Annotated in this window: 8 protein-coding genes; 2 read left to right on the top strand and 6 right to left on the bottom strand. The window is 66.6% G+C overall.

The window, feature by feature from the left end:
• The first annotated feature begins 189 nt into the window (after nt 1–189).
• A complete protein-coding gene (locus J8F10_RS01350; RefSeq protein WP_210651962.1) occupies nt 190–627 on the top strand; it encodes a DUF2784 family protein in 438 nt (145 codons plus the stop codon).
• Nucleotides 628–697: 70 nt separating this feature from the next.
• On the top strand, nt 698–1990 hold the full coding sequence (locus tag J8F10_RS01345; RefSeq protein WP_210651960.1) for a glycosyltransferase family 4 protein: 1293 nt from the start codon (nt 698–700) through the stop codon (nt 1988–1990).
• Between the two features lie 203 nt (nt 1991–2193).
• Here J8F10_RS01345 and J8F10_RS01340 read toward each other — a convergent pair whose 3' ends face one another.
• From J8F10_RS01340 to J8F10_RS01315, 6 genes are all read right to left on the bottom strand, one after another.
• Nucleotides 2194–2841, bottom strand: coding sequence for a hypothetical protein (locus tag J8F10_RS01340; RefSeq protein ID WP_210651957.1), 648 nt, complete (start codon nt 2839–2841; stop codon nt 2194–2196).
• Nucleotides 2842–3581: 740 nt separating this feature from the next.
• On the bottom strand, nt 3582–4463 hold the full coding sequence (locus J8F10_RS01335; RefSeq protein ID WP_210651955.1) for a transglutaminase family protein: 882 nt from the start codon (nt 4461–4463) through the stop codon (nt 3582–3584).
• 18 nt (nt 4464–4481) lie between these two features.
• Complete coding sequence (locus J8F10_RS01330; protein ID WP_210651953.1) at nt 4482–7073, bottom strand: circularly permuted type 2 ATP-grasp protein; 2592 nt, start codon at nt 7071–7073, stop codon at nt 4482–4484.
• 132 nt (nt 7074–7205) lie between these two features.
• The gene (locus J8F10_RS01325; protein WP_210651950.1) at nt 7206–10673 is read right to left on the bottom strand and encodes a transglutaminase family protein; all 3468 of its coding nucleotides are present in this window, start codon (nt 10671–10673) and stop codon (nt 7206–7208) included.
• A 22-nt stretch (nt 10674–10695) separates the two neighbouring features.
• Entirely contained in the window at nt 10696–11724 is a 1029-nt protein-coding gene (locus J8F10_RS01320) for an alpha-E domain-containing protein (RefSeq protein ID WP_210651948.1), read from the bottom strand.
• A gap of 62 nt (nt 11725–11786) precedes the next feature.
• Nucleotides 11787–13307 (bottom strand): circularly permuted type 2 ATP-grasp protein, encoded by a 1521-nt coding sequence (locus J8F10_RS01315; protein ID WP_210651946.1) that lies wholly within the window; start codon nt 13305–13307, stop codon nt 11787–11789.
• Between the last annotated feature and the right edge of the window lie 33 nt (nt 13308–13340).

Below are 13340 nucleotides of genomic sequence, written 5' to 3'. Positions count from 1 at the left end.
TGATGGCCCGCGAATACTGCGCGCCTGCGTACCCGCCAGAAGCACCGCCCAACATAGCTCCTCGGTTCGATCCGCGGCTCGTCGGTCGGCGCGCACATTCCTGGGAATAAACCCTTTCGGGCCGGGATCATATCTAACAGACCGCACACGTCCGCTGCACAAAACACCCAACAATACAAGAGGTGCCCCATGTGGTACGGCCTTGCCGCCGACTCCGTCGTCGCCGTTCACGTCGCTTACGTCGCGTATGTGGTCCTCGGCCAATTGGCCGTCATCGTGGCCGCGCCGTTCAAATGGCAGTGGGCACGGAACCCGTGGTTCCGGTTCTCCCACCTCACCGCGATCGCCGTCGTCGGGTACGAGGAGGTCCGCGGCCTCCGGTGCCCGCTGACCGTATGGGAGGAGCAGCTCCGCGCACTCGCGGGCCAGACCTACAACGTCAGCGAGACGTTCATGGGCCGGCTAATGCACGACGTCCTGTTCATCGATAACAAGCCGGAAATCTTCTTCACGACCGTTCACCTCGCGATGCTGGTATTGGTCGCCCAGGCGCTGATTATGTACCCGCCGCGGTGGTTCCGGCTCGGGCACCGCCCGAAAGCGGTCCTCGCGCCCGCGGGGGCGTAACGCCCGCAGTTCGGCTTGATTTTTCCGGGCACAACTTTACCATCCGCCGTCCCGGTAATGGAGTACCGAAATGGCAGACGCGACCGCCCCGCCCGGCCGCGGCGGGTTAATTCCCGCGATTCGGGCGAAGCTCAACCTGTTGATGTACACGCGGGACTTTCGCGGGGCGTTCCGTGCGTCGTGCCGCGCCGCGAGCTGGCTCGCCACCGGGCAGTTCAGTCGGGTCTTCCACAAGTTGCGCACCCCGCGCCACGGGCTGCGCCCGGCCGGGTTCTTCGTGCCGGTCCGCACCGGCCCGCCGCTGTACCTCGCGGGCCACATCCACGGCCACGGCGGGTACGACCACGTCGTACTGAAGGCGCTCGTCGGGCTGACCGCGTCGGACATTCACGTGTTCCGCGACCCGCGCGCGTTCATGAACCCGAAGTTCGTGCCGGACGAGGCGATCCCCACCGAGCGGATGTACACGTTCGACGAACCGCGGCTCGCGATCATCCCGCCGCACCTGCTGTTCCGGTTCCGCCCCGGCGCGCGCACCGCGGCCTGGACGATGTGGGAGACCGACGCGCTCCCGCACGGGTCCGCGAAGCACCTGAACAAGTGCGGCCTGCTCCTCATCCCGAGTCAGTGGGGCGTGGACTGCTTCCGCGCCAACGGCGTCACGGTGCCGATGGAAGTAGTGCCGCTGGGCTACGACCCCGAGGTGTTCTCCCCGCGCCCGGCCAACAGCGGACCGGACATCTGCACCTTCGGCACCGCAGGCGCGCTCGACGAGGGCGGGCTGCGCAAGAACGTCCAGCGCGTCATCGACCTCTTCGTGAAGGCGTTCCCGAACCAGACCGACGTGCGCCTCAAGGTGAAGATCACCCCGCGCTCGCCGATGGTGAAGACGCACGGCGACCCGCGCATCGAGGTCGTTCACGGCAGCCTCACGCCGCACGAACTGGCCGACTGGTACCGCTCGCTGACGTGCTACGTGAACGCCTCCTACGGCGAGGGGTTCGGGCTGCACCTGCTCGAAGCGATGGGGTGCGGCGTGCCGCTCGTGAGCACCACGTTCAGCGCGGTCGGCGAGGTCTTCGATTCGGCTGTGGGTTACGAGGTCGGCTACAAACTGATCGAAGCGAAGAACAAGATCTACTCCGGCATGTGGGCCGACCCGGACAACGACCACATCATCGCCCGGATGCGCGAGGTGTTCGCCGACCGCGCCACCGCCGACCGCTTCGGCATGGCGGCCGCACAGCGTGCGCCATCGTTCAGTTGGGCAGAAGCGATCCGCAAACTCCGCGGCGCACTCGCGAAACACGGCTACTTGCCGGCGGAATCGCACGAAATCGAAGCGAAACGCGCTGCCGCGTGACCGAGAGCTTGAGGCTCGTCCGCGAGCGGCCGACGCCCGCGAATAGGAAGTGCATTAGTGTGGTCCGCTCGCTCCGCGAGCGGTTGGCTCCCACGAACACGCGCGGTCCAGATGAACTAGAATCGCCTCCCCGCTCGCGGAGCGAGCGGACTACTCTCAAAGCCCACACGAACCGGAATCGCCTCCCCGCTCGCGGGCGACTCTTAAGCTCCGGTCGCGTCGAAGTACGCCTGGCGCACCCGATCGAGCACCACTTCGTTCTCGGTGACGCGGTCCACGATCACCGGCCCGGCCAGGGTGTACCAGAGCGACAGCGCGATCGGTAACAGAATCGTTGCGAGGATCGCCGTCATCACCAGCGTGACAGCCAAGTCCGTGTTCTCGGTGCCCATTACCCGTCGCGTTACGACGATCGCCCACACCCACAGTGCGACCAGCACAAGCCCCATCGCGAAGCCGGTCCAGACGAATCGGTCGCGGAACCGCCGGTGCCGGTCGCAGGTTGTGACCGCAACGAGCGTCGTCGGTGGATCGACTGGCCGCGCGGGTTTGGGGGTAGGCGCTGGTGTACCCCGGGGCTTCGTCACGAACCCAACGAGCGCGCCGACCGCGGACACAATCCCCTTCAGCAGTTCCCACAGCACGAACGGCAGCATGAGTAAGCCGATCCCGGCCGAAATGGGATCGTCGCCGGACGGAGCCACCAAGTCGGTCCCACCTCCACCACCGCCTTTAACCGGCTTGTGATTAACGACCCGCCACTCCTGCTTTGTGGTGGCGGTCGCACCACAGTACATGCACACCATCGAGGTCTGGCGGTGATCGTTGCGGCTCAGGGTCAGTTCGGGCATCGGTCCTGGGTCCGTCGCGGTAGAGAGATTTGGTCGTGATTCGGTACTATCGGCGGTGACGGGCACACGAATTCAGAAGATCGACCCCGATCACGTCTTCGCTCGATCTGCTGCGACAGCGCCGAGTTGCGCGATTCCCCGAACGTACAGCGGCGGTCGTTATTTCAGTGCTGATGTGGTGAACGGGCACAAGTCCTCCGGTGATAAGACGTTGGGACTGCAAAGCTAACATTCACTAACATTTTGCGGGTTCGGCGTCCCGTCTCTCTTCGCCGAATCGTATTAACTGCTTGCTTCACTGTGACTTCCGACTCCAAAACGGCCCTCAACTCTTTGTTTCGGGGCCAATTTTGGCTAACATTCGGCTAACACGGACGTGGGATTCGGCCAAATTTTGCCCGCATGATGCTTACAAGTGTGGTCCGCTCGCTCCGCGAGCGGTTACCCGAAACAGAAGCTCACCCAACAACGCAGAAGCCAAAGCCCCGCTCGCGGAGCGAGCGGACCACACTTCAGAACTTCCTTGCAAGTCCGACGGCACGGCTCGTTGACACGGCCCATCGGACAGCTCACCAATAGTATACGCAAAAGCAGTAATCTTATCCAGGGCCGGCGCACGCGAATCCACCCGCCCCGTACAAGGTGGTGAGCCGGTCCGCGCATGGGCGCGGCCGCAGTGGGAGGGGAAGTTCGAGTGAGTTCTCCGAGGTGCGGCTCGGGGCAAGGTTCGCGCCCCGGTGCTACTCGTCTTCAACGCCGACATCGACGGCCACTTTAATGACGTGCTGTCCGCCGCCGAGGATCACGCCTTTCAGCGGGCTCACGTCGTCGTAGTCCCGACCCCACGCGAGCAGAATGTGCCGCTCCTGCGGGATCTGGTCGTTCGTGGGGTCGAGGTCCACCCACCCGGCGTCGCCGCAAAACAGGCTCACCCAAGCGTGGGTCGCGTCCGCGCCAATGAGCCGCGGGCGGCCCGGGGGCGGAAGCGTGGACAGGTACCCGCTGACGTAGCGCGCGGACAACCCGAGGGACCGGAAGCACGCGAGAAGCAAGTGCGCGAAGTCCTGGCACACGCCGCGGCGCTTTTCAAACACCTCCGCGACCGGTGTTGATACGGTGGTGGCCCGCGGGTCGTAGACGAACCCGGCGTGAACCCGGTTCACGAGGTGGAGCGCGGCTTCCAGAATCGGGCGCCCGGGTGTGAACGACGGAGCGGCGTACTCCACGTAACGCGGGTCGGCCGCGGCGAACCGGGAGTCGAACACGAACTGGTACGCATCGAACCAGGCCGGGTCGCGGTCAGTTCCCAATCGGTCGCGGATAGTTTCCCATGCCGGCGTCGCGCCGGGGGCGACGTCCGGGACCGATCCGACCGCGATCCGGTGTTCGGCTCGCACCGTTAGTTCGCGGTGCGGTTCCTGGATGGTGAAGTAGTGAACCGGGTTGCCGAAGTAATCGACCCGCTCCTCGATCACGGCCGGGTCGGGCGAAATCGAGAGGATCGACGGCTCGGACCGCTGTCGGTCGCATTCGCGCACGGAGAGGTGCGCGACGTTCTGGCACAGCGAGACCGGTTCGGTGTACTCGTAGGTGGTGACGTGGGTGATCGTGTAGCGGGTCATACGTGTTCCGCGGCCGCTTTACAACCGGTCCCCGGAGTCGGCCCCGGTCCGCCGGATCGTGTCGGGGGTCGCCATGTGGCGCGAAGTCTGGAGGTGGCTGAGATACTGCTGCGTGATCGCATCGGACAGGATCGGGAGCCACCCGGCCACGTGCCCGAGCAGATCCCGCAGCCCCGGGCGCGTGCCGCCCTCCACTACCGCGAGTCGGTCCGGCTCGGCCAAGCGCACGGACGCGAGCGCGGCCAGCGCGAACCGCTGCTCGGGCGCCCGCCCCGCCGACGCCGGGCGCGGCAAGTGGTCCACATCGTCCACGAGGGCCGCGAGTTGCGTAGCCAGCGAACGCGGATTGGTTTCGTCGGCCACAACGAGATCCAAAACGGCTTCGGCGCGGAGGCTGCTCAAATACCGGCGCCGGTACGTCATCCCGCTGTCGACTACTTCCAGCACCGCGTCGAGCACCGGCCCCTCGTGCTCGGTGGCGGTGACGAGCGTCGCACGCAGCAACCCGATGAGGTGCAGCGCGCGTTCCAGCTTCCGGCCCATGTCCAGGAACCGCCACCCTTCCCCGCGCGTCATGCTCTCGGAAACCAGCCCGCCGAACGCGGCCAGCGTGGTGACGGTCCGGTTCAACAGATCGAGCACGTCGGCCGGAGTCGGGTCGTCCTCGTCCGTGCCGGAAGTCAGTTCGCCGGGGAGCGCGCTCAGCGTGTTGACCACGCGCCACATGTCGAGCGAAATCAGATCGCGGACGACCGAGGCGACGAGCCGAACGGACCGGACCACGGACACGAGACTGTTCGGGTCCGCCTGCGCGAACACCACCGGGAACACGCGGGCGAACGGGTCTTCGATTCCGTCCGCACGCGGGCACTTGGGATCGGCTTGCGCGGCGAGTGCGGTGAGAAGCGAGGGGAGTTCCGGGCAATCGGCCAAACCGGAGCGCTCGGTCAACCGGACCACGATCCCGCGGAGCAGGCGCGTCAGCCCTTCGGCACGTTCTGCGTACCGGCCGAGCCAAAACAGGTTGTCCGCAGCGCGACTCGGGAGATCGCCACCGGACCGCGTGAGCGCGACCCGGTACCCGGCCGCCGGGAGCAAACTGAAGTCGCTCACCTCCGCGTCCGCGAGCACCCAGGTGTCCTTGCTCCCGCCCCCGCGCTGCATCGACACCACCGTCGTGTCCGATGAGGCGCTCACTCGCGTCAAGCCGCCCGGCATGAACACGAACCCGCCCCCGGATTCGGCCGCGAGGTACGAGCGCACGACCAGCTTCCGGGGAACGAGCCGGTCCCCGTCCAGAACCGGGGTCGCGGACAGGTCGAGGCGCTCTTGGGCGACAAAGTCGCGGGGCCGGTGCTTGATCCGAGCCGCGAGTGCGGTTCGTTGACCCGCGGACAGATCGGCCGGGAACTCGGGTTCCATCCGGCTCGCCGGAAATGCTGGTTTAATGACGAGATCGGCGAGGTGATCGAGGACGTAGCGGAGGGATTCCGGCTCGCCGCACCACCACGTCGGTACGGACTCGAGTTGCAACTCTTCGCCCAGCAGCGCGCGACAGAGGCGCGGAAGGAAGGCCGGGAGCGCGGGTGTTTCCAAAAGCCCGGTGCCGAGGGCGTTCGCCACCACCACGTTGCCGCTGCGGACCGCGTGAACCAACCCAGGCACACCGAGGAACGAGTCCGGGCGCAGTTCGAGCGGGTCGCAGAAGTCATCATCCAGTCGGCGGAAGATCACCTCCACCGGTTGCAGCCCGCCGAGCACCTTGAGGAAGACGCGGTTGTCCCGCACCGTGAGGTCGCCGCCCTCGCAGAGCGTGTAGCCGAGGTACCGGGCGAGATAGGCGTGCTCGAAGTACGTTTCGTTGTACGGCCCGGGGGTCAGGAGCACGACCCGCGGGTTGTCCTTGTTCCGCGGGGCGAGCGCCCGCAGCGTGTCGCGAACGGTCTGGAAGAACAGGGCCAGCCGGTTGACGCGGCAATCCTGGAACGCTTCCGGGAGCGTCCGGGTCATCACGATGCGGTTTTCGAGTGCGTACCCGGCGCCGGACGGGGCCTGAGTGCGGTCGCCGATCACCCGCCAGCGCCCGTCGAACCCGCGCCCGAGGTTCGCCGCGTACAGGTGCAGGTACCGCCCGCCGGGTACACGTATCCCGTGAACGGGGCGGAGGAACCCCGGGTTCGGGACAATTAACTCGGGCGGGAGAATCCCGTCCTTCAACAGCCACTGCGGGCCGTACAGGTCGGCCAGAACGAGTTCCAGGAGCCGCGCACGCTGAACGAGCCCGCGCTCGAGTGCGGCGGCTTCCGCGTGCGGGATGAGGAGGGGGATCGGGTCGAGTTGCCAGGGGCGGGCAATGCCGTCGGGGTCGCCGTAAACGTTGTACGTGACCCCGTTCTCGCGGATCAGGTCTTTCGCTTCGCGCCACCGGCGCGCCATCTCGGTCGGCCCGAGTTCGTGCAGCGAATCGAAGAATTTGATCCAGTGAGGGCGGCACGTACCGTTGCGATCGGTCGACTCATCGAACCCGGGCGCTGATTCGTACCCCGCCCGGGGATCAGCGCCCGGAGGAACGTGGGGGTCGATCGGCGCGTGGGAACGGGTGTCGGGCATCGGAGAGCGGGTGGGTCGGTCTTGGGTGAGGAGGCGCCCCGCCAGGGGGTTCACCCCTGGCTACACGCCTGCGCCCTCTGCGAGGGCTGAAAACTGCGTGCGTCGGCCAACTGCGGAACTCCTACCTCGGAGTTATTCTACCTCACTGACGGGCACGCGGCCGAAGACCGCGGATTCTTTGACCGGCGCCGGCGCTCGGTACTGCGGCAGTTCGGGCCGGCGCAGGTCCAGGGTGAACGGGAACTCGGGGTCCGGCTCCTCCGGTGGAACGCTCACCGGGCCGGGCGTGTGGCCGAACGCGAAGAACCGGGCGATGCGCCGGCTCTCGGCCGCGAGCGCGTTCACCGGGAAGTCCTCGGGCGCCATCCCACCGGGGTGTGACACATGATATGTGCAGCCCCCGACGCTCCGGTCGTTCCAGGTGTCCAACACGTCGAAGACGAGCGGCGCGTGAACGGGAATCGTCGGGTGCAGGCAACTCGGCGGCTGCCAAGCGCGGTAACGGACCCCCGCGACGAATTCGCCGTTGGTGCCGGTCGGGTGCAGCGGAACGCGCCGGCCGTTGCACGTGAGGACGTGCCGCGGATCCGTGAGCCCGCGCACTTTCACCTGAACTCGTTCGACCGACGAATCCACGTACCGGCTCGCCCCCCCCGCGCTGGACTCCTCGCCGAGCACGTGCCAGGGCTCGATCGCGGTCCGCAGTTCCAGATTCACGCCGCGGCTCGTGACCGTGCCGAGGACCGGGAACCGGAACTCGACGTGCGGCGTGAACCACGCGGGGTCGAGTGGGTACCCGCCGTGGGCACGGAGCTCGTCCAAGACGTCGTTAAAGTCCTCGTTGACGAAGTGCGGGAGCATGAACTTGTCGTGCAGCGCGGTCCCCCACCGCACGAGCTTGTGCTCATACGGTTTGCGCCAGAACCACGCCACGAGCGACCGCATCAGGAGCAGTTGAGCACAGCTCATCCGGGCGTGCGGCGGCATCTCGAACGAACGCAGTTCCAACAGCCCGCGCCGGCCCTCCGCAGAGTCCGGGCTGAACAACTTGTCGATGCAGAACTCGGCCCGGTGCGTGTTGCCCGTGAGGTCGGTGAGCAGGTTTCGGAACAGTCGATCAACGAGCCACGCGGGGGGGCTGCCTCCCGCGCGCACTTGGCCGAACGCGATCTCCAGTTCGCGGAGCGCATCGTGTCGGGCTTCGTCCACTCGCGGGTGCTGACTGGTGGGGCCAACAAACAAGCCGCTGAACAGGTACGACAGCGACGGGTGGTTGTGCCAGAACCCGACGAGGCTCTTGAGCAGGTCCGGTCGGCGCAGAATCGGACTGTCCGCAGGAGTGGGACCACCGATCACGACGTGGTTCCCACCGCCGGTACCAGTGTGCCGGCCGTCGAGCATGAACTTCTCGGTACACAGCCGGGATTGCCGCGCTTCTTCGTAAAGCGTTGTGGTGATGTGAACGAGTTCGTCCCAGGAACTCGCCGGGTGCATGTTCGCTTCGATCACGCCGGGGTCGGGTGTGATCGAGAAGTTGTTCACCCGGTGGTCGTGCGGAGGCTTATAGCCCTCAATGAGCACGGGCCGGTCGAGTTCGGCGGCGGTGGACTCGATCGCGGCGACGAGATCGAGGTAGTCCTCAATGAACCGGGCCGGCGGCATGAACACGTGCAGTTTGCCGTTACGCGGTTCGATACACAGCGCGGTGCGAACCACGTTGTTCGGGACAGAACTGTGGGCCGTGCCGTTCGACGGCGGGAGTGCCGACCCGAGGGGCCGACGCGCCCGGCCGTTCTGAGAGTCCGTCGGGCGCCCCCAGACGTCGAGCAGCGAGTCGGGTGCCGTGCGCGCGAGTCCGGCCGGGACCGCGGGGCCGATGGGGTGGCCCGGTAGCGGCCCGCGCGGGGCGAACGGGTCGCGCTCTTCGAGGAACTGCCGGTCCGCCGGCGTTTCCCACGGGAGCGAATCGAGGGGCAACCGGTACCCCATCGGGCTGTCGCCGGGGATCAGGAACAAGTGCTTCGAGCGGAGCGCCCACGGCCCGCTCTCCCACGGCGAACCCGCCCCGAACGCCCTGCGCAGCGGCAACACCGTCCCGACGGTGCTCCCGAGCTTCTGCTCGAACACCTTGGCCAGCCGTTCGCGGTCTTCGGGGCTGTCCAGTTTGTTGTTCAGCGGATCGACGTTCGTGGGCAGTCGGCGCTCCCGCCACAAGTAGTACCAGGCGTCCTCGTACCCCGGAATCGCGTATTTGGGATCGACGCCCAGCTTCTCGGCCAGCGCCGTGGCAAAGCGCGCCGCGTCATCGGCCCCGAACCCGTAGGATCGGCCCTCGTCGGCAATGAGCAGCGGGTCGACCCAGATCGGTTGACCATCGGTGCGCCAGTAGCACCCGAACGCCCACCGCGGGAGTTGCTCGCCCGGATACCACTTCCCCTGCCCGAAGTGCAGCAGCGCGCCGGGGGCGAACTTGTCTCGGAGCCGCTTCAACAGCGTGACGCCCTGACGCCGTTTCTGCGGCCCGAGAGCGGCAATGTTCCATTCCGGCGCGTCCCGGTCGTCGATGCTCACGAACGTCGGCTCACCGCCCATCGTCAGCCGCACGTCCCACTCGCGGAGGTCGGCGTCGATGCGCGTTCCGAGTGCGTTGATCGCGTCCCACTGCGGTTCGCTGTACGGCTTCGTGACCCGCGGGGTTTCGTCGATCCGCGCAATCGACATGTGGAAGTCGAAGCCCTCCACGACCTCGTCGTCCTCGTCGCGCTTGGTCCAGGAAAAGGAACCGGTCACGGGCGCTGCAGACTGCGGGTCGGCGGTACACGCGAGCGGGATGTGCCCCTCCGCGGTCATCAACCCGGAGGTGGGATCCAACCCGACCCAGCCCGCCCCGGGCAAGTACACCTCGGCCCAGGCGTGAAGATCGGTGAAGTCGGCCGTCGGCCCCTCCGGGCCTTCCAGGGGCTTTTCGTCGGCGACGAGTTGAATCAAGTAGCCGGAGACGAAGCGTGCTGCGAGCCCGAGGTGCCGCGCGAGTTGCACGAGCAGCCACGCGGAATCGCGACACGACCCGCGCCCGAGTTCGAGCGTTTCTTCGGGCGCCTGCACTCCGGGTTCCAACCGAATGACGTAAGAGACCTGCTGCTGGACGAGCCGGTTCAGCCCGACCAGGTAGTCGTTCATCTTCACGCCGGACTGTCGCGCGCCGTCGATCAGCTTCTGCAGCAATGGTCCGGCCGGGAGCGTCTCGAGGTAGGGTACGAGTTCGCGCGCGAGTGCCGCGTCGTACTGAAACGGGTACTCCTGCGCGTACTCTTCGATGAAGAAATCGAACGGGTTGATCGGCGTGAGATCGGCGATCAGATCGACGGTGACGACCAACTCGGACACCGGGTCCGGGAAGACGAGCCGGGCGAGGTAGTTGCTGTAAGGATCTTGCTGCCAGTTCAGGAAGTGCGGGGTGGGCTCGATCGAGAGCGAGTAGCTCGGGACCGGGGTCCGCGCGTGCGGGGCCGGGCGCAGCCTGACGACGTGCGGCAGGAGCGTGACCGGCCGGTCGTAGGTGTACTTGGTGACGTGGTGGAGGGCTACGCGGATGCCCATGCGGGGTTCCTGTTCCGATCAGTTAGGACTGACTCTGTGTCTGTGTCATTGTGGCCGGAGCCGGAGCAGAAGGCGGTGTCGGCACCTGCGCCTTCGAGTCGGGCGGGCGCACGTCCGCGGCGAAGAATGTCGCGTGGATGGCCGCGCCGATTTCGTGGACCGAATCGACGACGTGCGTGAGCGTCTCGTGCAGCCCGTCGCGGATCACGTCCGGGATCATCCGCGCGTCCAGGTAGGCCAACAGGGTCGCGAGTCGCCGTTCCGGTTCGGTCGGGCGTACCCCGACCGGGTGCCCGGCCGCGGCCGCGGTCGCCGCCTCGCACTCGCGCAAGCACCGGCGGACCGATCGGGGGAACAGTTCGTCGAAGATCAGGAACTCGGCGACCGCCGACGCGGGGTCGTTCGGCATCAGCCGGGGCTTCTTGTGGAACGGTTCGTACCCGGAGCAGCTCATGAGGATCGCGACCCAGTGCGCGTTGTCGATCGGGCTGCCGACGTCCTCGACCCGGGGTAAGAGGGTGTGGTACTTCACGTCCATGATCCGGGCGGTCTGGCTGGTCCGCTCCAGGTACGTCCCGAGTTTGAAGAACTCCCACGCCTCGCCGTGGCTCATGGTGGTGTCGGCGATCCCGTGCAGGAGCTGGTTGATGCGCCGCACCTGGGCGTAGAACTCGCTCCGGTGCGCGTCGAAGAGCGCGCGCCCCTCGTCCCCCTGCATCCACAGGTGGTAGAAGTTCAACCGCTCCCACATCTCGGCCGAAATGACTTCGCGGATGATCCGGGCGTTCTCCCGCGCCCACGCCAGCGAGGACGCGATGCTGAACGGGTTGTCCCGGTCCCAGGTCATGAACTCCTGGACGTTCTCGGCGGTCGGCTCGTCTTTGTAATCGTGGACCCCCGAGATGATGAGCAGCGGGCGCCACTGCTGTTCGACCGGGACGTGGAAGTCCAACAGCAGGGTGTGGTTCACCTCGAGAACGCGGGCCGTGTTTTCCGCCCGTTCCAGGTACCGGGCGAGCCAGAAACAGTGTTCCGCGACACGGGAAATCATGCTCGCTCGCCGGGGTCAGAGATCAGATCGAATTGCGCCGGAGGAACTCACCCGCGTGTCCGTCACTGCGGGTGTCGGCCGTTCTCCAGAACCCAGGTGTCTTTGCTCCCGCCGCCCTGACTGGAGTTCACGACCAGTGACCCCTTCGTTAGCGCAGTGCGCGTGAGACCGCCGGGCAGCACCCACGTTGAGCTACCGGTAATAATGTAGGGCCGCAGGTCGACGTGGCGCGGGGCCACGCCCTCTTCGGTCCAGGTCGGGCACGTGCTCAGCGTCACGACCGGTTGTGCGACGTAGTTGCGCGGGTTGTCTTTGATCTTCTCCGCGAACTCCGCGCGCTGCGCCGCCGTGCTGAACGGCCCCATCAGCATCCCGTACCCGCCGGACTCGTTCACCGCCTTGACGACCAGTTCGTCGAGGTGATCGAGGGTGTACTGTTCGTCTTCCGGGCGGGCGCAGATGTGCGTCGGGACGTTCTTCAGGAGCGGTTCTTCGGACAGGTAGAAGCGGATCATGTCCTCGGTGTACGGGTACACCGCCTTGTCGTCGGCGACGCCGGTGCCGACCGCGTTCGCGAGCGTGACGTTCCCGGCGCGGTACGCCCGGAACAGCCCGGGTACCCCGAGCAGGCTGTCGGGGCGGAACGCCTCGGGGTCGAGGAAGTCGTCGTCCAGTCGGCGGTAGATCACGTCCACGCGCTGCGGCCCGCGCGTGGTCTTCAGATAAACCACATCATCGTGAACGAACAAGTCCTGGCCGAACACGAGTTCCACGCCCATGTGCCGCGCGAGGAAGCTGTGCTCGAAGTACGCCGAGTTGTACTGCCCGGGCGAGAGCACCACCACGCACGGCGTGGTCGCTGCGGAGGCCGGTGCGACCGACGCGAGCGCTTCGCGCAGGCGCCGCGGGTAGTCCTCGACGCGCTTCACCCGGATGTCGGCGAACAGTTGCGGGAACACCTTCTTCATCACGGCCCGGTTCTCGAGCACGTAGCTCACGCCGCTCGGCGTCCGGCCGTTGTCTTCGAGCACGAGGAACTGGCCCGCGGTGTCGCGGATGAGGTCGGTCCCGCAGATGTGGACGTAAACCCCGCCGGGCGGGGTGAAGCCGATCATCTCCTTGCGGAACCCTTTCGACCCCAGCACCAATTCGGTCGGGATCACGCCCTCGCGGAGAATCCGCTGGTCGTGGTACACGTCGTGGAGGAACAGGTTGAGCGCCCGCACCCGCTGGACGAGTCCGTCTTCCAGCGCGGACCACTCGGTGGCCGGGATCGTGCGCGGGATCAGGTCGAACGGGAATATCTTCTCGACGCCCCGGCGGTCGGAATAAACGCTGAACGTGATCCCCTGGTTGACGAACGCCAGGTCCGCGTTGCTCCGCTTCGCCTGGAATTCGTTGACGTGGAACCGCCCGAGGCGCTCGACGACCGCGGCGCAGTGCGGGTGCGGGTTGGGTGCGCGGTCGAAGAGTTCGTCCCAGGCTGTTGGGTGAGGGGTGTAGTGATCGAAGAGACGCGGCTTGGGAATCAATGACCCGTTGAGACTCGGGGTCAGCCGGGACGGGGTGCCAAGGGTGGGCATGGGAGACTCCTGCCACTTTACAAGGCTTCGGCC

The sequence above is a fragment of the Gemmata palustris genome (genome assembly GCF_017939745.1).
GTDB lineage: Bacteria > Planctomycetota > Planctomycetia > Gemmatales > Gemmataceae > Gemmata > Gemmata palustris.
Note: the sequence above shows the minus strand (reverse complement) of the source record. Positions and strands in the feature narration are given on the sequence as shown.